Origin of the sequence: Streptomyces sp. NPDC056580 (assembly GCF_042793175.1) — a bacterium.
In the GTDB taxonomy this organism is placed as follows: Bacteria; Actinomycetota; Actinomycetes; order Streptomycetales; family Streptomycetaceae; genus Streptomyces.
The window spans coordinates 129,924-151,341 of the sequence record NZ_JBHTVE010000002.1 but is presented as its reverse complement, the minus strand read 5'-3'; the positions used below and the strand labels follow the sequence as shown (position 1 = coordinate 151,341).

The 21,418-nt window shown below is 70.0% G+C and carries 23 protein-coding genes; 10 read left to right on the top strand and 13 right to left on the bottom strand.

The genetic code is table 11. The features are described from left to right. The first annotated feature begins 55 nt into the window (after positions 1 to 55). Both ACFQ9Z_RS04410 and ACFQ9Z_RS04405 read left to right on the top strand, forming a co-directional pair. Positions 56 to 409, top strand: a complete 354-nt coding sequence (locus ACFQ9Z_RS04410) for a DUF805 domain-containing protein (protein ID WP_383010584.1) — start codon at positions 56 to 58, stop codon at positions 407 to 409. A 278-nt stretch (positions 410 to 687) separates the two neighbouring features. Further along, complete coding sequence (locus ACFQ9Z_RS04405) at positions 688 to 1,611, top strand: hypothetical protein (RefSeq protein WP_383010582.1); 924 nt, start codon at positions 688 to 690, stop codon at positions 1,609 to 1,611. Between the two features lie 58 nt (positions 1,612 to 1,669). Here ACFQ9Z_RS04405 and ACFQ9Z_RS04400 read toward each other — a convergent pair whose 3' ends face one another. The 3 genes from ACFQ9Z_RS04400 to ACFQ9Z_RS04390 all read right to left on the bottom strand — a co-directional run bounded on the left by ACFQ9Z_RS04400 (position 1,670) and on the right by ACFQ9Z_RS04390 (position 5,577). After that, positions 1,670 to 4,246, bottom strand: coding sequence for an amino acid permease (locus ACFQ9Z_RS04400; RefSeq protein WP_383010580.1), 2,577 nt, complete (start codon positions 4,244 to 4,246; stop codon positions 1,670 to 1,672). Between the two features lie 204 nt (positions 4,247 to 4,450). Beyond that, on the bottom strand, positions 4,451 to 4,726 hold the full coding sequence (locus ACFQ9Z_RS04395; protein ID WP_383010578.1) for a hypothetical protein: 276 nt from the start codon (positions 4,724 to 4,726) through the stop codon (positions 4,451 to 4,453). A 98-nt stretch (positions 4,727 to 4,824) separates the two neighbouring features. After that, positions 4,825 to 5,577 (bottom strand): hypothetical protein, encoded by a 753-nt coding sequence (locus tag ACFQ9Z_RS04390; protein ID WP_383010576.1) that lies wholly within the window; start codon positions 5,575 to 5,577, stop codon positions 4,825 to 4,827. A gap of 492 nt (positions 5,578 to 6,069) precedes the next feature. Here ACFQ9Z_RS04390 and ACFQ9Z_RS04385 point away from each other — a divergent pair, with 492 nt between their 5' ends. From ACFQ9Z_RS04385 to ACFQ9Z_RS04375, 3 genes are all read left to right on the top strand, one after another. Further along, positions 6,070 to 6,582, top strand: a complete 513-nt coding sequence (locus ACFQ9Z_RS04385; protein ID WP_383010574.1) for a hypothetical protein — start codon at positions 6,070 to 6,072, stop codon at positions 6,580 to 6,582. 202 nt (positions 6,583 to 6,784) lie between these two features. Then, complete coding sequence (locus ACFQ9Z_RS04380) at positions 6,785 to 7,069, top strand: hypothetical protein (protein ID WP_383010572.1); 285 nt, start codon at positions 6,785 to 6,787, stop codon at positions 7,067 to 7,069. A 118-nt stretch (positions 7,070 to 7,187) separates the two neighbouring features. Continuing rightward, a complete protein-coding gene (locus ACFQ9Z_RS04375; protein WP_383010570.1) occupies positions 7,188 to 7,478 on the top strand; it encodes a hypothetical protein in 291 nt (96 codons plus the stop codon). A gap of 93 nt (positions 7,479 to 7,571) precedes the next feature. Here ACFQ9Z_RS04375 and ACFQ9Z_RS04370 read toward each other — a convergent pair whose 3' ends face one another. The 6 genes from ACFQ9Z_RS04370 to ACFQ9Z_RS04345 all read right to left on the bottom strand — a co-directional run bounded on the left by ACFQ9Z_RS04370 (position 7,572) and on the right by ACFQ9Z_RS04345 (position 11,584). Then, a complete protein-coding gene (locus tag ACFQ9Z_RS04370) occupies positions 7,572 to 7,916 on the bottom strand; it encodes a hypothetical protein (protein WP_383010568.1) in 345 nt (114 codons plus the stop codon). Between the two features lie 225 nt (positions 7,917 to 8,141). Beyond that, the gene (locus tag ACFQ9Z_RS04365; protein WP_383010566.1) at positions 8,142 to 8,444 is read right to left on the bottom strand and encodes a hypothetical protein; all 303 of its coding nucleotides are present in this window, start codon (positions 8,442 to 8,444) and stop codon (positions 8,142 to 8,144) included. Between the two features lie 162 nt (positions 8,445 to 8,606). Then, positions 8,607 to 8,948 (bottom strand): hypothetical protein, encoded by a 342-nt coding sequence (locus ACFQ9Z_RS04360; RefSeq protein WP_383010564.1) that lies wholly within the window; start codon positions 8,946 to 8,948, stop codon positions 8,607 to 8,609. A 55-nt stretch (positions 8,949 to 9,003) separates the two neighbouring features. Then, on the bottom strand, positions 9,004 to 9,246 hold the full coding sequence (locus tag ACFQ9Z_RS04355; RefSeq protein ID WP_383010562.1) for a hypothetical protein: 243 nt from the start codon (positions 9,244 to 9,246) through the stop codon (positions 9,004 to 9,006). A 198-nt stretch (positions 9,247 to 9,444) separates the two neighbouring features. Beyond that, complete coding sequence (locus tag ACFQ9Z_RS04350; protein ID WP_383010560.1) at positions 9,445 to 10,872, bottom strand: condensation domain-containing protein; 1,428 nt, start codon at positions 10,870 to 10,872, stop codon at positions 9,445 to 9,447. A 172-nt stretch (positions 10,873 to 11,044) separates the two neighbouring features. Next, entirely contained in the window at positions 11,045 to 11,584 is a 540-nt protein-coding gene (locus ACFQ9Z_RS04345) for a GAP family protein (protein ID WP_383010558.1), read from the bottom strand. Between the two features lie 532 nt (positions 11,585 to 12,116). Here ACFQ9Z_RS04345 and ACFQ9Z_RS04340 point away from each other — a divergent pair. The 3 genes from ACFQ9Z_RS04340 to ACFQ9Z_RS04330 are packed head-to-tail and all read left to right on the top strand — an operon-like array spanning position 12,117 to position 14,981. Next, entirely contained in the window at positions 12,117 to 12,356 is a 240-nt protein-coding gene (locus tag ACFQ9Z_RS04340) for a ferredoxin (protein WP_383010556.1), read from the top strand. Then, complete coding sequence (locus ACFQ9Z_RS04335) at positions 12,353 to 13,747, top strand: NAD(P)/FAD-dependent oxidoreductase (protein ID WP_383010554.1); 1,395 nt, start codon at positions 12,353 to 12,355, stop codon at positions 13,745 to 13,747. The genes ACFQ9Z_RS04340 and ACFQ9Z_RS04335 overlap by 4 nt, the downstream gene beginning before the upstream one ends. Positions 13,748 to 13,760: 13 nt before the next feature. Then, positions 13,761 to 14,981, top strand: coding sequence for a cytochrome P450 (locus ACFQ9Z_RS04330; protein ID WP_383010552.1), 1,221 nt, complete (start codon positions 13,761 to 13,763; stop codon positions 14,979 to 14,981). Positions 14,982 to 15,169: 188 nt separating this feature from the next. Here ACFQ9Z_RS04330 and ACFQ9Z_RS04325 read toward each other — a convergent pair whose 3' ends face one another. Continuing rightward, entirely contained in the window at positions 15,170 to 16,087 is a 918-nt protein-coding gene (locus ACFQ9Z_RS04325) for a DUF5996 family protein (RefSeq protein ID WP_383011801.1), read from the bottom strand. 1,003 nt (positions 16,088 to 17,090) lie between these two features. Here ACFQ9Z_RS04325 and ACFQ9Z_RS04320 point away from each other — a divergent pair. After that, positions 17,091 to 19,463, top strand: a complete 2,373-nt coding sequence (locus tag ACFQ9Z_RS04320; protein WP_383010550.1) for a transcriptional regulator — start codon at positions 17,091 to 17,093, stop codon at positions 19,461 to 19,463. 392 nt (positions 19,464 to 19,855) lie between these two features. On the opposite strand, the gene ACFQ9Z_RS04315 is transcribed toward ACFQ9Z_RS04320, so the two are convergent. Genes ACFQ9Z_RS04315 through ACFQ9Z_RS04305 form a run of 3 tightly spaced genes read right to left on the bottom strand, consistent with a single transcriptional unit; the run spans position 19,856 to position 20,888 of the window. Continuing rightward, positions 19,856 to 20,095, bottom strand: a complete 240-nt coding sequence (locus ACFQ9Z_RS04315; protein WP_383010548.1) for a contact-dependent growth inhibition system immunity protein — start codon at positions 20,093 to 20,095, stop codon at positions 19,856 to 19,858. Then, the gene (locus ACFQ9Z_RS04310; RefSeq protein ID WP_383010546.1) at positions 20,014 to 20,346 is read right to left on the bottom strand and encodes a hypothetical protein; all 333 of its coding nucleotides are present in this window, start codon (positions 20,344 to 20,346) and stop codon (positions 20,014 to 20,016) included. The genes ACFQ9Z_RS04315 and ACFQ9Z_RS04310 overlap by 82 nt, the downstream gene beginning before the upstream one ends. Before the next feature lie 53 nt (positions 20,347 to 20,399). Beyond that, on the bottom strand, positions 20,400 to 20,888 hold the full coding sequence (locus tag ACFQ9Z_RS04305) for a hypothetical protein (RefSeq protein ID WP_383010544.1): 489 nt from the start codon (positions 20,886 to 20,888) through the stop codon (positions 20,400 to 20,402). Positions 20,889 to 20,949: 61 nt separating this feature from the next. Between ACFQ9Z_RS04305 and ACFQ9Z_RS04300 the strand changes: the two genes are divergently transcribed. Beyond that, on the top strand, positions 20,950 to 21,411 hold the full coding sequence (locus tag ACFQ9Z_RS04300) for a hypothetical protein (protein ID WP_383010542.1): 462 nt from the start codon (positions 20,950 to 20,952) through the stop codon (positions 21,409 to 21,411). Positions 21,412 to 21,418 lie beyond the last annotated feature (7 nt).

Below are 21,418 nucleotides of genomic sequence, written 5' to 3'. Positions count from 1 at the left end.
ACCGTGACTGGTTCGATGAGAGGCCAACTGAGCATGAGCACCTGGGGGGACAACCATGCACTGGTACATCGACGTCCTGAAGAAGTACGCCGTGTTCAGCGGCCGCGCGCGGCGGCAGGAATACTGGATGTTCTTCCTGTTCAACATCATCATCAGCATCGTGCTGGCGATCGTCGACGCCGCCATCGGCTCGAACGTCCTCGGCATCATCTACGCGCTCGCCACCCTGCTGCCCGGCCTCGGCGTCGCGGTCCGCCGGCTGCACGACACGGGCCGGTCGGGCTGGTGGATCCTGATCGGCGTGATCCCGCTGGTCGGCGCGATCATCCTGATCGTCTTCCTCGCCACCGAGGGCAAGCCGGAGACCAACCAGTACGGCCCGAACCCGAAGTACGCCCAGGCCGCCTGAGCGGACGCCGCCCGGGAAAAGGCCCGCCGGAACTGCTCCGGCGGGCCTTTCGCGTGCCTCCCGGGCGGGCCGCGCGGTCAGCGCGGATTCCACCGGTGGGCAAGCCGGATACGGCCATCGGACGCACGGCGCAGGACCATCGGATGGAGACCGTCCGGTAACCGGCCAACAGGACGGACCCGACGGGGAGTTCTGTTCCGACCCCCCTGCCCGAGACGGTCCAGGGCCTCTTCGTACGGCCGGACGCTCGCGGCGGGCACGACTCGGAAGGGACCCCCATGCTCACTCGGAAGTCACTCGCCCGGACCACCCAGGTGCTGTGCATAGGCGCCGCCGCCGCCCTCGCCCAGACCGCGCTGGCCCCCGCCGCGTCGGCCGCCGTCCTGCCGGTGGCGTGCAGCCAGACCGCCCTGGTCAACGCGATCAACACGGCGAACAGCACCCCCGGGAGCGACACCCTGAACCTGGCTTCCGGCTGCAGGTACGCGCTGACCAACGCCCTGCCCGCCGGGGTGGGTCTGCCCGCCATCACCACGCCGATCGTCATCAACGGCAACGGCGCCACGCTCGTCCGCACCTCGGGCACCTTCCGCATCCTCACCGTCAACGGCGGCGACCTCACCCTGCGCGCTGTGACCATCGCCAACGGCAACGCCACGGGCAGCTCGGTCGCGAGCGGGGCCGGCGGCGGCATCGTCGTCACCGGCGGCGGCAGCCTGGACGCCAACGCCGTCGTGATCACGGGCAACCGGGCCGACTTCGGCGGCGGCGTCAGCAACTTCAACGGCTCCACCTCGACGGTCAACGCCGCCGTGGTCTCGGGCAACACAGCCAACGTCAACGGCGGCGGCCTCGTCAGCGACGGCACCCTGAACGTCGCCGCCTCGACGATCTCCGGGAACCGGGCCGGCGGCGCCGGCGGCGGCATCGCCAACATCGGAACGCTGACGGTGCGCGCCAGCAACATCAGGAGCAACCAGGCGACCACGGGCGGCGGCCTCGCCAACGGCGTGCCCACCGTCTCCGGCGGCACCTCCACGGTGAGCATCAGCAACATCAGCAACAACACCGCCTCGGGCAACAACCCCGGCGGTATCTACAACAACCACGGCACCGTGAACCTGACCCTCACCACGGTCATCAACAACACCCCCAACAACTGCGCGACCAGCCCGACCCCGGTACCCGGCTGCCGCAACTGACCGGCCCCCGCTGACCCGAGGCGCCCCCGCCGGTGGAGAAACCGGCCGGCCGGGGCGCCTAGACCTGTCCGTCCCGCGGGGCTACCAGGTCCCGGCCGTCCGGCGGCGGCAGGTCCTGCTCGGTCCAGAGGGTCTTGCCGGTGGCGGTGTACCGGGTGCCCCAGTGGTGGGTCATCTGGGCGATGATGAACAGGCCCCGGCCCCCCTCGTCGTCGCTCGCGGCGTGCCGCAGGTTGGGCGCGGTGTGGCCGGTGTCGGAGACCTCGCAGATCAGCGTCCGGTCGCGGATCAGGCGCACCTGGATCGGGCCGCCGACGTAGCGGATGGCGTTGGTGACCAGTTCGCTGACGATGAGCTCGCTGGTGAACACCAGGTCCTCCAGCCCCCAGTCGCGGAGCTGCTTGGCGACGGCGGTGCGGATGACGGCCACCTCCGCCGGGTCCGGGGGCAGCTCCCACTGGGTGAACTGGCTCCGGTCGAGCAACCGGGTGCGGACCACCAGCAGAGTGGCGTCCACATCCACCGGCCCGGGCAGCAGGGTGTTCACCGCCCGCTCGCACAGCTCGTCCAGGGACTCCCGGTCGTCGGCGAGGATCCGGGAGAGCTGGGCGAGCCCGTCGTCCCGGCCGTTCGCGGCCTGCAGCATGCCGTCCGTGCACAGCGCGACGACACTGCCCGGCGCCAGCCGCAGCTCCGTGCTCTGGTAGGGCGTGCCGCCGACGCCCAGCGGTGGTCCGGGGGGCAGCTCCGGACAGCCGACGGCGCCCGTGTCCGGTTCGGCGACCGCCAGCACCGGATCCCCGGCCCGCGCCAGGGTGCACTGTCCCGAGACCGGGTCGTACACCGCGTACAGGCAGGTCACTCCCCTGGCCTCGTCGTCCGGCGGTCTCCGGCGGCCGGGGCCGCCGTGGCCGTCGCCGCGCTCGTGCACGGTCTGCTCGACCAAATCGTCCAGGCGGGACAGCAGTTCGTCCGGGGTCAGATCGAGCCGGGCCAGGACGCGCACCCCGGTACGCAGGCGGCCCATCGTGGCCACGGCGCGCAGGCCGTGTCCGAGCACGTCACCGACGACCAGGCCGACCCTGGTGCCCGACAGGGGGATCACGTCGTACCAGTCGCCGCCCACCCCGGAGCCGTTGTCGGCGGGCAGGTAGCGGCTGGCCGAGTCCAGGGCGGTGTGCGGCGGCAGGCGGCGCGGCAGCAGGCTCCGCTGGAGCTTGAGGGCGACCCCGTGACCGCGGGTGACCACCGGCATCAGCAGGAGCCCGAGCAGCAGGGCACCCAGGCCGATGACGGTGACCCCGCCGGTCGGCCCGAAGACCGGCAGGTCGACGCTGGTCGCGCCGTACCCGGGGGCGGCGTACACGAAGGTGGCGTAGAGGAACAGGGCGAGCATGAACAGTCCGCCCAGGCCCGGCAGCACGCCCTTGAAGACGAGGTCCTTGGTGCTGCGGTCGAGGATCCCGCGGTAGTACCAGAGGCAGGCGAAGCCGGTCAGGCCGTAGTGGAACGCGATCGCGAGGCCGACCGAGTCGACCGAGTCGGCGAGCACGTTCCCGCTGAAGGAGGTCAGCAGCACCAGGAAGGCGATCGAGACCGCGCCCATCCCGACGGTCGACCAGGTCGGGGTGAGGAACCTGCGGTGCACCCGGGCGAACCGGGCGGGGACGGCCTTGTGGACCGCCATGGAGAACACCGTCCGGGCCAGCGGCAGGATGGTGGTCTGGGTGGACGCCAGCGCCGAGGTCAGCACCATGAGGATCAGCAGTCTCGACAGCACCAGGCCCGTGTCGTGGCTGCCGAAGACGGCCTCGCCCAGGCCGGAGAAGACGTCGTCCGAGTGCTTGGCGTTCCCCAGTCCGACGCCCGAGCCCCCCGTTCCCGCGAAGGCCTGCGCCGAGGTGGACACCAGCGCGTACAGGACCAGCAGCAGCACGGTGGACAAGACCGCCGCGCGGCCCGGGATGCGGGTGCTGTCGGCCGTCTCCTCGTTGATCGAGACGGCGGTGTCCCAGCCCCAGTAGATGAAGACCCCGGCCAGCAGGCCCGAGGTGAGGGCCTTCACCGAGGACACCTCGAAGGGGTTGAACCAGGAGGCGGAGACGTGGATCGCGGCCGGCGTGGTGCCGCTGTAGACACGGACCAGCGCGGCGACGGAGAAGACGAGCAGCATCCCCACCTCGAGGCAGAGCAGCCAGCGCTGCAGGGCGGCCGAGAACTCGATGCCGACGTAGCAGACCGTGGTCATCACCGCGATCCACAGGACGCCGGCGACGGTGGTCCACAACCGGTCGTCCGCCAGCCCGTCCATGCCCACCAGCCGGAAGCTGTACGCACCCGCGATCTCGGCGAGACTCGCCATGACGATGACGTTGGCGACGACGATGCCCCAGCCGCCCATCCAGCCGGTGCGCGGGCCGAAGGCGCGGGTCGCCCAGGTGAAGGTGGTCCCGCAGTCGGCGTTGCTCGCGTTGAGCTCCCGGAAGGCGTACGCGATCAGCAGCATCGGGACGAACGACAGCATGATGACGATCGGCGCCTGCAGGCCGACCGCCGCGACGATCAGGCCCAGTGTGGCGGCGAGGCTGTAGGCGGGGGCGGTGGAGGCAAGCCCGATGACCACCGAGGAGAACATGCCCAGCGCGTCGTTCCTGAGCCCTTTGCGGCCGGCGCCCGTCCCGGGAGCGGGGCGGCCCGCGGACCCTGCGCCGCCAAAATTCCACACACTCGATTCCAACGCCGGGCCACTGACCCCGCAACAGCGCGGGGCGCCCGCGGATGCGTGATCCGCGGGCGCCCGCCGGCCGGTCCGGGCCGGTCCGCCACTGCTCGGGTCGGGTCAGAACGCCTGGTTGTTGCAGCCCATGTCGGAGCCGAGGTGGCTCTGCTGCGCCCCGGGGCTGCCCTCGCCGTTCAGCAGGTTGGCCGCGGCGCCGGTGAGGGCGCCTACGCTGCCGAGCACCTCGATGTTCATGTCGTGCGAGCGGCACTCGACGCCCTGCGTGACGTCGATGTCGTGGCCGGGCTCGCCGTGGGCGAAGGCGGTGCCGGCGCCGAGCGAGCCGACGGTGCCGAGCATGGCGCTCAGGAGGACGGCCCGGTGGAACTTGCGCATGGGTTCTCCGTTGTTCGGAAAGCTGGAATCTGCGACGGGTACGGACGGGACACGGGCATCCGCGCCCCAGGGGACACGGGCGCCCCGCCCGGGCGGGGTCAGCCGATCCGGGGAAGCCCGAGCTGGCCGACGGGCGGCGCCGCGACCTGGCCGAGGCCGACCGGGGACAGCCCCGGCCCGCTCCCGGGCGCGATGATCGGATTGACCAGCGGGTTCACCTGGGGGTTGACCTGCGGGTTCACCTGCGGTGCGACATGCGCCGGGGGCTCCTGCATGGCCTGGGGCATGGCCACCTGCGGTGCGACCTGCGGGGTGACCTGGGGCATCACCTGCGGGACGACCTGCGCCGCCGGCTGCGCGGGGGCGGCCTGCTGGTACGGCGCGGGCTGCTGGTAGGGCTGCTGCGGGTACGGCGCGGGCTGCGCGTACTGCTGCTGCGGGGCGTACGGCGACACGGTGGCCTGGGCCGAGCCCTGCGACACGGCCGACGCCGTGGCGTAACCGGTCTGCTGGGGCGCCTGCGGGGCCGGGGCGTAGACCTGGGGGGCGGGCTGCGGAGCCGGGGCCGGGGCGTAGGCCTGCGGCGCCGGCTGTGGAGCCGGCTGTGGAGCCAGGGCCGGGGCGTAGGCCTGCGGCGCCGGCTGCGGAGCCGGGGCCGGGGCGTAGACCTGCGGCGCCGGCTGTGGAGCCGGGGCCGGGGCGTAGGCCTGCGGCGCCGGCTGGTCGGGGGCCGGCGCCGGAACGGCGCTGCCCTGTCCGACTGGGGAATCGGCATGGCTGACGCCCACACCGATGACGGACAGACCGCCGGCCGCCGCTACAACGAGCGCGGCCCTGTGAAGCTTGCGCATGAAACCCTCGGCCCTTCGATACCTGAAAAGGGAAAGCAATTGCGTTCGTGCCGTCACGCGCCCAGCCGGTGCGGTGTTCACACCGCACCGCCGGCAGCGTTACCGCTGACTGGCACGCGGACGCGGCTGGCACGCGGACGTCGCGTGGGAGCGGGCAGCGAGATTCCTCGCCCTCATTGAGTCCACGGTCGCTGCCTTCTCCCGTCGGAACGAGGACTTCCGCGCCGTGGTCACGGCACGGGGAGGCGCGTCACCCGTTTGCCGCAGTCCGGGGGCCGGCACCACGGCATCTCGCCTGCCCGCGCCCTTGCGTCGAATGGGTGACCCCCAAAGCGGCGGCCGTGTCCGCGGCCGCTTCCCGCTCGTTCCCCACGGGCCAGGCTCGGCTGCCCATCGCGGCCGCCGGCCGCGATGGGCAGCGGGACAGCGGAGGCTGTGCCGCCCCCTTTCCACCAGGTTCCGCGCACAGGTCAACGAAGGGCCGAGGATTCCATGCGCAAGCTTCACCACGTCGCGCTCGTCATCGCAGCTGCGGGCGGTCTGTCCGCCGTCGGTGCCGGCCCGAGCTCCGCCGCCCCCGCCGCCTACAACGGGACCGTTCCGCCGCCCGCCTCGCAGCCGGACGCCCAGGCCGCCTCGGCCACCTCGTCCCAGGCGACGGCGCAGACCTACGGTTCACCGGCCCCGCAGCAGGCGGCCCGGCAGGCGGCCCCGGAGCGGGGCGCCGAGGTCGCCCCCCAGCTCAACCCCCAGCTGAATCCACAGATCAGCCCCCAGATCACCCCCCAGGCCACACAGCCGACGAACAACACGAACCACACGAACAACCAGGGCGGTGCGGTGGGCCAGAACAACCTGTTCCGTCCGTACCAGGAGTGCAGCCCGCAGAACCTGCTCGACGCGAACGTCCCGGTCGCCCTGCTCGCCGCCGCCCAGACCCGGGGCGTCGACTGCACCCAGGCCAACAGCCAGTCGAACTCCCTGGCCAGCGCCCAGCAGTTCTGACGGCCGGGGCCGCCGCCCGGCGTCCGCCTGCCGCGTGCCGCCATCCGACGACCCGTCATCTCCAGTGCCGGGCAGGGACCTTCCAGTGCGGGCGGAAGATCGGCGCGCCGCCGCCCAATTCGTGACATTCCGCACTAATCTCCCGTAACTGTAAAACGTCGATCTGCCACAGATCGCACCCCCTCACTCCACCGGAGATGACATGCGCAAGCTTCGCAACGTCGCCGTCCTGGTCGCCGCTCTCGGCAGCATCGGACTCGTCGGCGGCACGGCCCACGCCGCGGGCGGCAAGGGCGGCGACCACGGCGACAGGTTCAACATCCAGCAGAGCACCAACTGCAAGTCGCACGACCTGAACCTGGACCTCCTCGGCAACGTCGGCCTGCTCGACGGCGTGCTGGGCAACGCCGCGAACGGTGAGGGCAACCCGGGCGCCAAGAACACCCACAACGGCTCGACCATGGGCTGCAACAACAGCGCCTTCTGAGCCCCGGTCCGGCACACCGGCGCCGGAGTGTGAATGGTCCCGGCACCGCGGCCGCGCCCGGCGCCGGGACCATCGACGTCCTTCACGTTCTTCCCCCCTCACTCCACCGGGAGATCACATGCACAAGCTCCGTACGACCGCCGTCCTCCTCGCCACCCTCGCCAGCGTCGGGTTCCTCGGGGCCGGCGCCGCCCAGGCCGGCGAAGGCTGGGGCAAGGGCGGCGACGAGTTCAACATCGAGCAGAGCGCCAACTGCAAGTCGCACGACCTGAACCTCGACCTCCTCGGCAACGTCGGCGTCGGCAGCGGCCTGGGCGGCAACCTGCTGAACGGCGAGGGCAACCCGGGCGCGCACAAGACGTCCAACGGCTCGAACATGGGCTGCAACAACAGCGCGTTCAGCGGCTAGCAGGACGGACACCGAGCCCCGGCGCCCCGACCACTGGTCGGGGCGCCGGGGCTTCCCGCTGCCCGGGAGCGGACTGCCCCGCGCCGGCGGCGGTCAGAAGTCGACGTGCGGCTTCTTGAAACCCTTGGGCAGCTCCGCCGTGTTGGAGCAGTCGATGACCTGCCCGGTACGGGCGGGGGTCTCGTCCGCGGCCTCGTCCGCGGAGAACATGACGTTCGGACGGTCGGCCGGTGAGCAGTTCTGGCTCTGCCGGACGATGCGCGTGCCGTCCTTGTCGACGTGGGAGTCGTTCTTCTGAACGCACGCGGCGCCACCGTGCGCGGTGCCGCCGCAGCCGCCCTGAGGCCCGCCGGCGTACGCCTGGCCGGCGCCGAGGCAGAGCGCGGCGAGGCTCCCCACGAGTCCCGAAACAGCGGCGGTCTTCTGCGCGTTGAACATGTGCTGTGTTCCCTTTCTCAAAGCGGAGGCCCGGGCGCCGTCACCGCTGACCGGCGTGCGCCCGGGCCGATATCCCTGAACCCCGCCTACGACGGCCGGACTTGACGTCCGAGCCACCCCGGCGGTGGAATCACGGCAGCCCGGACGCGTGCCGTTACGGCCGGCGCGCGCCCGGGCTGCCTTCGCCACCGGTGTCATCCGGACACCGGTGGACGGATCACTTCCTTACTGCTCCCCGCCGTGCTCGCCGTAGCCCTGCTCGGGCTCGTCGTTCTTCTGCTCCTCCTGCGGCTGGCCCTGGGGCTCCTCCTGCGGCTGACCCTCGGGCTGAGCCTCCGGGTGCTCCTCCTGCCCCTCCTGGGGCTGGACGAAGTTGCCACCGACGGCGACAGCGTTGGCCGAGGAGTTGGCCACGGCGCTGATCGACGGAGGCGCGTCGTTCTCGCCGGCGAAGCTGGCCCCGGCACCGAAGAAGGAGAGCCCGGCCACCGCCGCCGCTACGAGCGCAGCGCGCTGAAACTTACGCATGTATAGACCCTTTCGTACCCGGGCAGGGCGCCCGGCTCGACTACGTACCGTGAGCTTATACACACGCGACGTAGTTGCCGGGGATCTACACCGCTCATGTCGCGTCAGCAACTCGAGCAGCATGCGGCGGACGGCGCGACCGGAACGCTCCGGATCCGGCGCTCAGGAGAACTGGTCGAGCGACCCCTCTTCCACGTCGCCCTTCCCGGGCGGCACCCCCACCGTCGTGGGAGAACAGGTGATCTCGGGGCCGATCCGGGTGACTCCGCCCCCCAGGGAGGGCAGCCTCAGGGGCTGCACCGGCACGCAGGTCTCCTGATGGGGCATGACGCCGCCCTCGGGCACCTCGCCCTTGATCCGCTGCGAGCAGCTGACGTTGCCCTGGAGGTCGGGGGCGCAGGGCGTGGGCCCTCCGGCGGCGAACGCCTGGGTGATACCGGCGCAGACCACGGTGAGGCCGCCGACGAGCCCGGCGACGGCCGCGAACTTCATCCTGCTGAACATGTCGATGCGTCTTCCTGTGCAGGGGCGCCCGGGAACCGGTCGCACCGAGCCGGACTCAGCCGTTGAAAGCGGTGTTGTACTGGCCGCAGGTGGTGTCCACGGTGCCCGCGATGCCGAGCACGCCGACCGGGATGTTGTTCTCCGCCACCGTCTGCGGGCTGCACTCCTGGTAGGGGCGGTAGGAGTCGGTCACCTTCGGCCCGTGGTCGGCGGGGGCGGCGACCGCCGTGCCGACACCGATGGCGGACAGACCACCGGCCGCCATCGCCGCGATCACAACCTGCTGGAACTTGCGCATGGAACCCTCAGTCCTTTGCCTGAACAACGAATTTGATTGCCTAGCGTGACCGTTCAGACACTAGCAGTAGCGAGATGGGACATGCCACATTCCTGGTCCGGCCGGGGGCGGTACAGCCCCAACGAGGTCACCGCGGGACGCCGATTGACCGCGCACCGCGCCGAGTTGACGAACTCGTGCACGGACGACCGGAGTTCGTCAGAGGAAGGCCGGCTCCACGACTCGCCGGCAATCGCGTGCGGAGCGGTCGTGCGCGGGTACGGAGCGGATGAAGTCCCGCAGTTTCTCCACGTACAGCCGTACGTTCTTGTACGCGACCTCGGTGTCCGGGTAGCGGCAGGCGAACCACAGGCCCTCGTCAAGCCGGTTGACCCAGGCGCACACCTGGTCGCCGTACGAGACCCGGATCAGCCCGTACGCCTTCTGCTCGGCCCAGCGGGCCGAACCGGGGGTGGGGCGGGCGTCCACGTACGAGACGATCGAGTACATGTCGGGCGAGGTCGGCCGGAAGTCCGCGCCGAGCAGGCGCAGTACGCGGGCCAGCGGGATCCGCGCCAGCGACCGGTTGGCCTTCAGCTCGGAGCGGACCGTGGCGAGCGCGCCGTCGAAGCTCCGCGCCGCGGGCACCTCGATGGGCGCGCCGCCGACGTACCAGCCGACGGAGTCGGACCACGCCGACTTCAGCCGGGTGTGGAACGGCACGACCGTGCGGTAGACCGGCTGCCCGCCCAACTCGTGGACGATCAGGCTCGTCGCGCCCAGGACGCCCACCAGGCTGCCGCCGTAGGGCCTGCAGTACGCCTCGAACGCGGCGGCGGCGTCCGCGTCGACGAGCGGCTCGCACAGCAGCTTCTGGGCCGGCAGCGCGTCGCCGGGCCGCAGACCGAGGTCGACGGGGAACTCCGGGAGCCTGCCGTCGCACCGGCCGATGAACTCCCGCCAGCGGGCCACGATCGCGTGGGTGTCGTCGATCCCGTCCGCGCTGGTCCGCTCCTGCTCGCAGAAGTCGACGTAACTGCCCGGCGGCGGCCCGGCGGCGGGCCGGCCCGCGACGTCCGCGGTGTACAACTCGTGGATCTCGTCGGGGATGCGCTGCAGCGAGTAGGCGTCGACGTTGGTGTGGTCGAAGGCCATGTACACGCTGGTGGAGTCCTCGCGTACGACCGCCGCGTAGATGAGGTTCGGCCAGCCGAGCGCGTCCGCCGCCACGTCGAACCGATCCTGCAGGTAACGGACAAGGGCGTTGGTGTCGGCGAAGTCGCCGACCACCTCGCGGTGCAGGGACACGTCCCGCTCGTCGAGGGTGAACCGGTGCATGTCGTCGTCGGCCCACCGGAAACCGCTGCGCAGCGTCTCGTGACGCAACGTCCAGCGCCGCAGGGCCCGTTCCAGGGCGTCGAGGTCGGCCGGTCCCGGCAGGTCGAACGCGGTGCCCAGCCAGGTCGGTACGAACAGTCCGTCCTCCCGCACCGAACGGGCCGTCCGGATGTGCGACTCCTGGATGTACGCCGGCGGCCGCGGGTCCGGCGGCAGCACCGCCGCGGCCTCCACGGTCGCAGGGCTGAACGTCCACTCGACGAGTCGTCCGGGCCGGACCTCGCAGCGCTGGATGTCAGAAATTCGCACGGTGGCGTCTCCTTCGCAGAAGACACCAGCTTGATGAAGGGTGCGCCGTGCGCGAGCGGCGGCCGCCGTGTCGCCGCCGTTTCAGCGGGACGTGTGACGCGTCGAACGACGAAGCGATCTTGTGGAGTTGACGTGGGGCGCGGATACCGCGGAGTCGACGCGCGGGTGCCGGTCAGGAACTCAGCACCCCGATGCCGTCCCCCAGCAGCTTCAGCCCGAACACGAAGAACAGGACGGCCATGACGGCGACGTTGTGCCGCGCGGCCCACTCCTTCCAGTCGCCCAGAGTTCCCCTCGCCCGCTCCCGCATGGCCAGGTAGACCGCCAGCGGGATCAGCAGACCGAGGGAGGCGACCACGACGAAGAGCGCCAGGGCGCCGATCCGCTGCCCGTCCGGCAGTCCCGACGCGCTGATGGAGGCGGCCGCGGCGATGGTCAGCGGGGCGTTCTTCAGGTTTCCGGCCGACAGCAGGAGGGCGAGCAGAAAGATCTTCACGGCGGGGAAGCCGTCGATCGCGGCCATCCACTTGGGCAGCCGGGCCTGTGTGACGTCGGTGGGGCGACGGCGCCACATCCGCACCGCGAACAGGAGCAGCGCCACGCCCAGCACGAGCTTGAGGGCCCCCACCCGGTCGGCCGGCTGCCCGTGACCGCCGGCGCTCCCCTGGCCGCCGATCACCAGCATCACCGCGCCCAGACCCGACAGGCCCAACCAGCCAGCCCGCGGTGAACACCAGACCGTTCACGAGGCCGCGCGGCGTCGCCAGCACGATGATGAGCGCGATGACCGGAAGAGGGCTGACGGCGACACCGGCCGCCAGGCCCAGTACATCACCCAGCACTTTTCCCAGGCGTGCCTCCGGCACATCGAAACCGCGCTGATCACCGCGCGGCCACCCGCCACCCACCACCCGTAAAGAGTCGTCGAAGCGCGCCCGGCCCGCACGGGCAGGCGGCCCGCGGGTGGAGCGCGCCGTGCCCGGTGTGCGCGGCATATGCACCAGGGCTAGGCTTTTTTCACAACAGGGTCGGCTTCTCCGGGCGGCTTCACAGGTGACGTTCGCCCCGCTGGCGACGGCCAATTCTGCTGCATACACCCGACGAGCACGGTGCGCCCTTTCGCATGTCCGCAGGAGCGGGCGGCTGCCGGATTCTCCTCATCGAACGACTTCTCGCGCGCCGTGCGTGCCACGGTGACACCGGCTCCCGGGGTCCGCAGTTCCGTAGTCCCTGTGGAGGTCGGGATGAGAGTTGTCGTTGATCTTTCCAGGTGCCAGGGGTACGCCCAGTGCGCGTTCCTGGCTCCGGACGCGTTCCGGATGCACGGCGAGGAAGCCCTGATGTACCACCCCGGACCCGACGACGCCCACCGCGTGCGGGTACTGCGCGCCGCGGCCGCCTGCCCGGTCCAGGCGATCCTCGTCGACCGACTGGAGGGACGGCCCACGGACGAGGACACACCGATCGCGGCGCCGGCGTCATGACCAGCGCCGAGAACCTCCGGGCTTTCAGGCGCGACGGCCGCATCGTGGTCGTCGGGGCGTCACTGGCGGGACTGCGGGCCGCGGAGACCCTGCGCGACGAGGGTTTCACCGGATCGCTGACCATGATCGGTGACGAGCTGGGCGAGCCCTACGACCGCCCGCCCCTGTCCAAGCAGGTACTGACCGGCTGGGTACCGGCCGGCGACACCACGCTGCCGCGCCGCCGTGACGTCGACGCGGAGTGGCTGCTGGGCGTGCCCGCCGGCGGGCTGGACATGGCGGCCAACCACGTGTGCCTCGCCGACGGACGGGAGATCCCCTTCGACCGGGTGCTGATCTCCACCGGGGTACGGGCCCGGCCCTGGTTCGTCGAGAGCGAGGCGGCCCTGGACGGCGTCTTCGTACTGCGCACCCGAGAACACGCCGAGGGCCTGCAGCAGGCCCTGGCCGCCGGCCCCTCCCGGGTGCTGGTCATCGGCGCCGGATTCACCGGCTGCGAGATCGCCTCCGTCTGCCGGGAACGGGACATCCCGGTCACCGTCGCCGAGCTCGCGCCGTTCCCGCTGGTCGGAGCGCTCGGCGCGATGATCGGCGAGGTCGCCGCGGGCATGCAGCGCGCGCACGGCGTGGACCTGCGCTGCGGCGTCAAGGTCACCCGGCTGGAGGGCGACGCCCAGGGGCACTTCCGCCGCGCCCACTTCGACGACGGCAGCACGGTCGACGCCGACGTGGCCGTGGTGGCACTCGGGGGCATCCGCAACACCGAGTGGCTGCGGGGCTCGGGACTGGCGGCCGGCGTCTGGGGGATCGCCTGCGACACGGGCTGCCGTGCCCTCACCCTCGACGGCCTGATCACCGACGACGTCTTCGCCGCCGGGGACGTGGCCCGCTGCCCCAACCCCGTCTACGAGTACCGGCTCATCTCGCTGGAGCACTGGGCCAACGCCGTGGAACAGGCCGAGGTCGCGGCGCACAACATGGTCAGCGGCCAGGCGGACCGCTGGCCCCACCTGACCCTGCCGCTGTTCTGGTCGATCCAGTTCGGCGTCAACATCAAGTCCGTCGGCGTGCCGACCTTCGCCGACGAGGTGGCCGTCACCCAGGGATCGGTGTCCGAGCAGCGCTTCGTGGCCGCGTACGGCTACCGGGGCCGGGTCACCGCGGCGGTGAGCTTCAACAACGCGAAGTGGCTCGACCACTACCGGCGGCTGATCGAGACGGCCGCGCCCTTCCCGCCGCCCTGTCCCACGCCGGACCAGCCCGCCGACATGAAGCCCGTGCCGGTCGACTTCCCCGGTCCCGCTCTGCTCGCCCAGGGCGCCACCGTGGTCGTCACCGGTCACGACCCCGGCGAACGGCGGGTCACGGCCGCGCAGCAGCACTACCGCTAGCAGGGGAAGCGAGATGACCACGACCCAGACGCCCGACACCCTCCACCGGATCCTCGACTACTCCTCCCGGCCCGACCCGTACCCGCTGTACGCCGAACTGCGCCGGACCCCGGTGGCCCGGCAGGAGGACGGCAGCTACGTCGTCAGCACCTATCGCGAGATCGCGGACCTGCTGCACGACCCGCACCTGAGCTCCGACGTCCGCAATCTGTCCCACCCGATGCCCTCGGCCGAGGGCACGACCACGCCGGCGTTCATCAACATGGACCCGCCCGAGCACGACCGCCTGCGGCGCATGGCGATGCGCCACTTCGGCCCGCCGCACACCCCCGGGCTGGTGGCCGGCCTGGACCCCGACCTGACCGCCGTCGTCAGCCGTCTGATCGACGACTTCACGGGCAGGGAACGGATCGACATCGTCGACGACTTCGCCTACCCGTTCCCCGTCACGGTGATCTGCCACCTGCTCGGCGTGCCGCGCGAGGACGAGCCCAGGTTCCGCCTGTGGGTGAACGACATCATCGACGCGATCGCCTACGACCCGAAGACCGACCCGAAGGAGAAACTGGACAACGGGATACAGGCCAGGCAGGCCCTGCGCCAGTACCTGGGCGGACTGCTCGAACAGCGCCACGGCAAGCCGGGAGACGACCTGTTGTCCCGGCTGGCCAACGACGACGGGCCGGACGGACGGATGACCGACGAGGAGATCGTCGCCACCGCCAACCTGCTGCTGATCGCCGGCCACGAGACCACCGTCAACCTCATCACCAACGGCATGCTCACCCTGCTGCGCCGGCCCGAGGTGCTCCAGCGGCTGCGCGTCGAACCGGACCTGGTCGTGCCGCTGGTCGAGGAACTGCTGCGCTACGAGCCGCCCGTGCACATCATTCCCTGGCGGGCGGCGTACAGCGACATCAGCGTGGCGGACACCGTCATCCCGAAGGGCTCGCAGATCATGCTCATGCTGGCCTCGGGCAGCCGCGACCCGGACCGCTTCCGCGATCCCGACCGCTTCGACCCCGACCGGCGGGACAACCAGCACCTGGGCTTCGGCAGCGGCATCCACCTGTGCTTCGGCGGCCCACTGGCCCGGCGGGAGACCCAGATCGCGCTGACCGAGCTGGCACGCCGCCTGGACGGTCCCCGGCTGGTCGCCGATCCCCCGCCGTACCGCCGCAGCCCCATCCTGCGCGGGCCGATCCACCTGCCCGTCGACCAGGGCGGCGGCTGAGAGAGACACCGGCCTCACGCCTTCGGGCCCCCTCCCGCTCCGGGAGGGGGCCCACGGCTCGTCCCGCTCCAGGAGGGGGCCCGAGGCTCGTCCCGCTCCGGGAGGGGGCCCGAGGCCCGATCGTCGGACTCACCGGACCGGGTCGTCAGACTCACCGGACCGGGTCCTAGGACTCACCGAACCGGGAGTCAGATCCGCCGGACCACGTCCGTGATGCCTCCGGGGCACGCGAGCGTCGCGATGTCCCATCCGGCGCGTCCTGCCCCGGCCCGGTAGGCGCTGTCGTAGAAGGCGAGGACGGCGGCACGGGGATCGGTCTCGGCGCGGGCCGCGTCGTAGCGCAGCACGGCCAGGTGGCTGTCGCCGCGCGCCGCCCACCGGGCGGACGCGGGGCTGAGCGGCTCCCCGGCCAGGCCGGCGGGCTCCGGGGCGGTGTAGGAGTAGAAGGCGGGCTCGGTGAAGGTGTCGTCGCCGAACCAGAAGCCGAAGCTGATCACTTCCCTGGAGTACGCCTCCCGGGTCACCGGGTCGACCTGCCGGGGATGGTCGATCTGCCGCCCCGAGAACCGGCTGTGGGCGATGTCGAAGGTGTGCCAGAAGTGGTGGACCGGGCTGCTCTTTCCCGAGTAGCCCGCCGCGAACTCCTCCAGCACGGACGCCACCTGGCTCAGGATCCGCCAGTAGCGGTTGGCGGCCGGCGGGTCGTAGGTCGCGTGCTCGGTGTCCTGGGCGAACGGCCGGCCGGCGTCGGGCAGGTCGAAGGGCCTGGGAATGGCGATGTCCACCCGGACGCCCAGCGCGGTCAGCGCGGCCAGGGTCGCGTCGTGGAAGGACGCGACGGACTGGCCCGGAAGCGGGAAGGACCGCTCTTCGCCGTCCAGCGTCGCGACGACGAGCCGGTGGTCGACGAAGTCGAAGTCGATCGTGAAGATCGGATTCCCGTCGACCTGGCCCATCGGACGCGTGGTGATGCCCCGCCCCGTGACATGGAACGGGACGTTCCACCAGTGGTTGCGCCGGGCGCTCGCCGCCAGGCGGATCTTGCCGACGATCTGTTCGAAGCGGTGCAGGGTCTCCTTGGTGTCCCGCCACTCCGTCAAGGGCATCGGTGGGAAAAGCTCCGTCACGGTCCCATGATGACCTCGCGGGCGGCATTCGGCACCACCGGCCTCCCGAGAGCGGAAGGGCCCCGGCGCTTTCTGCCGCGCACGAGGCCCGACCGGCTACTTGTTGACCACGGTCAGGGGCAGCAGCTTCTTGCCCGTCGGGCCGATCTGGATGCTGGTGTCCATCTGCGGTCGGATCGCCCAGACAATGCGTAGGCGGTGCATTGGCTGGATACGTTCCGTCACCGTTGTGTCACATTGCTGAGGACCGTTACCAGAGCGGCGGCCAGGGTGAGCGTGGTGGTGAAGGCAACTGCTGCCCGGGTGAGTGCCGCTGGATACGAGGCGTGGTCGCGGCGGGCAACGTAGCCGGCTGCTGCTGCGATGAGGGCCCCAGTCAGAGTCACCAGGGCACAGGCAAGAAGAATCACGGCGCAGTGGTCGGACATTGTCGAACACCCCTACAGGTCGGCATGGTCGCTGTGGTGTGACCGACTTTCGGCGTTGCCACGTTCATCGCGGTTCGCTGGTCGAAGATGAACATGGACGAACAACTGAGCACGGCAAGGGGTGGGGACTCCGCGTGGGGATGGAAGATGTACGCGATCCTGCGGCGCTGGCGGAGTTACGGTCTCGCCTCGAGACGGGTCGGATTGCTCGGGGACTCAACCAGACCGAACTCTCGCGTGCGGCCGGGCTGGGGCGCACAACGGTCAGCCGAGCCTTGAGCTCCGGTGCGCCGGGGCCATCTGCGGACACGGTCGGAGCGTTGGGCAGGGCCCTGCGTCTTGACGTGAACGGGCTGCTGGCTCTCCTCGACACCGCGTACGGGCGCGGTCCGTCCGCCACTGCCGATACCGGAGCACTGGGTCGCCTCATCCGGATGTGGGATCCCCACGATCTGGAGGTCCACTTTGCCGTCGAGGCACCAGTCTTGGGCTCCAGCCCCAGCGGGCGCAGAGACCGGAGCTGGCAGGGCCGAGCTGGGACACTACCTGCCTATGTGCGCCGCCCGCATGATGAGCATCTTGCAGCAGTCATCGAGGCCGCCAACGAGGGGCATAGCGAGATGGCTGTTCTTGTGGGCTCATCCTCCACGGGCAAGACACGCGCCTGCTGGGAGGCCGTACAGCCGCTGGCTGCTCTCGGATGGCGCCTGTGGCATCCCTTCGATCCCACACGGGCCGATGCCGCGCTCGCTGATCTGCACCGAGTCGAGCAGCGAACAATAGTCTGGCTGAACGACGCCCAGCAGTACCTCGGTGGTGAGAGCGGGGAACAAATCGCCGCTGCAGTCCACAGGCTGCTCACCGACGTATCGCGCAGCCCCGTGTTGGTCTTGGGAACCTTGTGGCCCGAGTACCAGAACGACTACATGGCCCTCCCTCGTCCTGGGAACCCTGACCCGCATCCGCAGGCTCGTGCGCTGCTGGCCGGACGCCTCATAAACCTGCCGGACTGTTTCGACCACATCGCCTTGAACAAGGCCAGAGCTCTTGCCGTCGCTGGTGACCGTCAACTGGCCCATGCCTTGCAGCACACCGACAACGGTCGGCTGACTCAGTTCCTTGCGGGAGCACCGGAGCTTTTACGTCGCTATGAGACAGCTGACCCACCTGTTCGTGCCCTGCTCGAAGTCGCAATGGACGCACGACGTCTCGGAGCCGGACTGCACTTGCCGGTCAGCTTTCTCGAACAAGCCGTGGACGACTATCTCAGCGACGACGAATACGACGATCTCGCGGACAACTGGCTAGACCAGGCCTTCGCCGATGTCACATCGCCTGTCCACGGACGCCTTGCTCCCCTGCGCCGAGTTCGGCCTCGTCCGGCCCGAAGATCCTCTGCAATGGAGACTGCCCCCTCCCACTCCTACCGACTCGTCGACTACCTGGAGCAACACGGACGTCGCAGCCGCGCACGCCTGTGCCCTCCGGAGTCGTTTTGGCAGGCAGCGCACGACCATCTCGCCGCCGAGGGTCTCATCAATCTTGCTGACGCCGCCCGGATCCGCCACCGCTTCCACTGGGCCGAGCGTCTCGCCCAACAGGCCGCCGATTCGGGTAACGCCGACGCCATCGCACGGCTTGCCGAGATCCGACGGGCAAAGGGCGCCTGGAAGGAAGCCGACCAGCTCCTTCAGCAAGCGGCCGATGCAGGCAGTACAGCTGCGCTCATCCGGCTCGCCGGCATACGGCACAAGGCCGGCCTCAGCGAGGAAGCAGAGACGCTCGCCCAACAAGCAGCCGACGCGGGTGACACCAGGGGATTGGGCCAGCTCGCCGAAATCCACGAAGTGTATGGAAATAGAAAAAAAGCCGAAGAACTCGCAATACGGTGCGCCTCGGCAGGCAACACCGGCCCGCTCGTTCGCCTCGCAGAGATGCGGGAGCTCGCAGGAGCCACTCAAGGAGCGGAAAGACTAGGACAGTTGGCCGCCAAGGCTGGCGACACAACAGCCCTCGTCAGACTGGCAACCATCCGAGAAACTGGCGGACCGACAGCCCGCAACGAAGCCCGGCGCCTCTACCAACGTGCCGGCCGCGTGGGCAACGCAAGCGCGCTTGCCAGGCTAGCCGCCGAGCGTGAGGCAGCCGGCCGCCGAGAAGAAGCCGAACAACTCGCACGGCGAGCAGCGCGCGCCGGCCAGTCCTTCGCCCTGGTCCGGCTCGCCGAGATGCGTGAAGCAGCCGGCGCACACGAGGAAGCCGAGAAACTCGCGCAACAAGCTATCGAGGCCGGTCACCGTTTCGCCTTGATCCGCATCGCCGCCATCCGCGAAGTGGCCGGGGACCTGGCAGGGGCCGAACGCCTGTACCAGCAGGCCGCAGCAGCGGGCAATCCCACCGCCGTAGCCCGACTCGTCGAAATGAAAGTGGCCGTCGGAGACCCGGAGGAAGCAGAGCGCCTCGCCCGGCAGGCTGCTGAGACTGGTAACCCGAGCGCCGCGGGCCGCCTGGCCGACCTAAAGGAAGCAGCTGGAGACCCAGAGGGAGCGGAGAAGCTAGCGCGGCTGGCGGCTGACGCCGGCGACATCGGTGCCCTCGCTCGACTCGCCGAAATGCGTGAACTCGGAAAGAACCCAGAAGGAGCAGTACGGGTTGCCAAGCAGGCTGCTCAGAGGGGAAGCACCACTGCCCTAATGCGGCTGGCCGACATGCGGAGAGCTGCGGGAGACCAGGAAGGGGGCGAGGAACTTGCCCGGCTTGCGGCTGATGCAGGGGATACACATGCCATGGCACGGGTGGCGATTATGCGTGAAATGGCTGGCGACAGGCGACAAGCCGACCAACTCGCCCAAATCGCTGCTGACGCAGGCAACCCCAGTGCCCTCACCCGCCTCGCGGAACTGAGAGCAGGCCTGACCGTCGGCTAGAACGAGACCTAGTCAGACACCAGCCTGAAACTGGACATCAGCTCCACTCCACCTCGGAGACGATCTGTGAAGCGCTTCTACGCCCTGGCAGTGGCGTCCGAGAGGCAGTAGAAGGCGCTGGCGAGCACAGCCAGCGCAGCCGCCACCTCCTCCGCGCTCACCCCCGCCAGCGCCCCCATCACCCGATCGAGTGCCTCGCTCACCTCAGTGGGTGTGAGCGCTTGAAGCCGGCGCCGGTCCCGCGTTCTTGACCGTCAGAGGCAGCAGCTTCTTGCCCGTCGGGCCGATCTGGATGCTGGTGTCCATCTGCGGCCATTCACCAACGGGCCCACAACCATTGTCGTACTGGTCATCGTGAAACGAACTAGGACGCGCTCTAACCCGACGACGCCCTACAAGCCCGGCCCGATGAGCAGGTCGGCGACACGTGCGAGCCAGGCGTCCGGTGAGTATGGGGCCGGGGGATCGACCTCCATGCCCAACTCGGCCACGGCGACGGCGTAGTCCGACCCATCGAGATCGAGCGCGAGGAGTTCGTGCAGTTCCCCGATCAGTCGGGCGACGAGATGCGGGTCCGTCGAGTCGCGGTAGTCCTCGACGGCCGTGGCGTGGTCGGCGAACTCGCCGGGCATGTCCTGCGAGAACCAGCCGCCGAGGAACTGGCCCAGCTCGAAAGGGGCTCCTGCCCCGCCAGCATCATCGCCTGCAGGAGGACGCGTCCGGCCGGCTCGGATCGGGATGGCCAGGATGCCTCGATGGTCAGGCGCGAGCGCGTCGACTGGGCGAGCCAGCGGTGGACCAGCTGCTCGTTGGCGGTGACGACCTGCTGGGTAGCCCACTGGGCGGTCTCGCGGTCGGGGTAGGTGGCGGAACGGGTGCGCACCTTCGGTCCTCTCCCTTGTGCTGTGACGGCGGCGCTCGGATGATCGCCAGCAGCTAGTCGTCTTCGAAACGCCAGAGAACCAGGACGTTCTCGTCCGACACCCCGACCAGGCAGATGTCGATGGTCGTCCCGGCGAGGACGTTGGCGTGAAAGGACGAGGCCAAGAAGTCGCTCTCTTCTCCGTCTTCCGCGTGCCCATGATTGGTGAAGAAACGTGCGCCATTCCCCACAGCCCTCAAAAGTTCCCGCAGACAGGCGTCGCGTTCCTCATCCGGTGCGCGAAGGGATGCGCAAGGGCCGTACAGAAGAGATCCAACCGAAATCAGCCCGGCTAGCTCCATGGCCTGGCTGGGTGAGACCTCCCGGAGACTGTCCCGCAGCTCCTGGCGGTCGACCTGCCGGAGCACGGGATTCCCCTGGATCGCTTCCATCACCGTGTCGTGCCAGTCCGCGCCGTCGCGAGCTACGAGCGCGGCGAAGGACTGACCGTCATCGAAACGTCCCCGTGCGCACGCCGGCAGATCTGCCTTCCTTTTCGTCACAGATTTTCCCCTGGTGTTCTCACGGAAGCCTCGGCATGGACGTGTAGACCACATAGGGCGGGTGAAGACCGTTCTTGTACTCGAGCACGATCTCCACCACGGCGCCCCTGCCCCGGACGAGTTCTACGGCAAGCTCGTGGACGATCTCCTGAGGATCCGGGGTGACAAGCAGGTCATGACACGCGAGTACCGGCAGGGCGCTGAGGCCCACGAGGAGCCGCAGCGGCCGGAACAGTCCATCAGCTGCTACATGTCGGGCTTGGAGGCCGGAGGCCGATTCACGGAGACTCGCTTCACCCGGGAGAAGGCTGAGAAGACGCTGGACGATCTCATCAAGCAGTTGGAGGCCATCGACCCGGAGTCCACCAAGGACCGATGGGTAGCCGTGCACAACGGCAAGACGTTCCGGCAGCACTGGGAAGAGGGCGATACAGAGGCCATGGCCGCCGACCTACTCAGGGTCGGCGTCAAGTGCGTGATCAAGCGGAGCAAGGGGAAGTTCGCGCCCCGCACATCCACATGAAGCTGCT

What these genes read in the sequence shown, in the direction of transcription:
- ACFQ9Z_RS04410 (WP_383010584.1), top strand. Translation starts at nt 56, where the DNA reads ATGCACTGGTACATCGACGTCCTGAAGAAGTACGCCGTGTTCAGCGGC.
- ACFQ9Z_RS04405 (WP_383010582.1), top strand. Translation starts at nt 688, where the DNA reads ATGCTCACTCGGAAGTCACTCGCCCGGACCACCCAGGTGCTGTGCATA.
- ACFQ9Z_RS04400 (WP_383010580.1), bottom strand. Translation starts at nt 4,246, where the DNA reads ATGTTCTCCTCGGTGGTCATCGGGCTTGCCTCCACCGCCCCCGCCTAC.
- ACFQ9Z_RS04395 (WP_383010578.1), bottom strand. Translation starts at nt 4,726, where the DNA reads ATGCGCAAGTTCCACCGGGCCGTCCTCCTGAGCGCCATGCTCGGCACC.
- ACFQ9Z_RS04390 (WP_383010576.1), bottom strand. Translation starts at nt 5,577, where the DNA reads ATGCGCAAGCTTCACAGGGCCGCGCTCGTTGTAGCGGCGGCCGGCGGT.
- ACFQ9Z_RS04385 (WP_383010574.1), top strand. Translation starts at nt 6,070, where the DNA reads ATGCGCAAGCTTCACCACGTCGCGCTCGTCATCGCAGCTGCGGGCGGT.
- ACFQ9Z_RS04380 (WP_383010572.1), top strand. Translation starts at nt 6,785, where the DNA reads ATGCGCAAGCTTCGCAACGTCGCCGTCCTGGTCGCCGCTCTCGGCAGC.
- ACFQ9Z_RS04375 (WP_383010570.1), top strand. Translation starts at nt 7,188, where the DNA reads ATGCACAAGCTCCGTACGACCGCCGTCCTCCTCGCCACCCTCGCCAGC.
- ACFQ9Z_RS04370 (WP_383010568.1), bottom strand. Translation starts at nt 7,916, where the DNA reads ATGTTCAACGCGCAGAAGACCGCCGCTGTTTCGGGACTCGTGGGGAGC.
- ACFQ9Z_RS04365 (WP_383010566.1), bottom strand. Translation starts at nt 8,444, where the DNA reads ATGCGTAAGTTTCAGCGCGCTGCGCTCGTAGCGGCGGCGGTGGCCGGG.
- ACFQ9Z_RS04360 (WP_383010564.1), bottom strand. Translation starts at nt 8,948, where the DNA reads ATGTTCAGCAGGATGAAGTTCGCGGCCGTCGCCGGGCTCGTCGGCGGC.
- ACFQ9Z_RS04355 (WP_383010562.1), bottom strand. Translation starts at nt 9,246, where the DNA reads ATGCGCAAGTTCCAGCAGGTTGTGATCGCGGCGATGGCGGCCGGTGGT.
- ACFQ9Z_RS04340 (WP_383010556.1), top strand. Translation starts at nt 12,117, where the DNA reads ATGAGAGTTGTCGTTGATCTTTCCAGGTGCCAGGGGTACGCCCAGTGC.
- ACFQ9Z_RS04335 (WP_383010554.1), top strand. Translation starts at nt 12,353, where the DNA reads ATGACCAGCGCCGAGAACCTCCGGGCTTTCAGGCGCGACGGCCGCATC.
- ACFQ9Z_RS04330 (WP_383010552.1), top strand. Translation starts at nt 13,761, where the DNA reads ATGACCACGACCCAGACGCCCGACACCCTCCACCGGATCCTCGACTAC.
- ACFQ9Z_RS04325 (WP_383011801.1), bottom strand. Translation starts at nt 16,087, where the DNA reads ATGCCCTTGACGGAGTGGCGGGACACCAAGGAGACCCTGCACCGCTTC.
- ACFQ9Z_RS04315 (WP_383010548.1), bottom strand. Translation starts at nt 20,095, where the DNA reads ATGCCCGGCGAGTTCGCCGACCACGCCACGGCCGTCGAGGACTACCGC.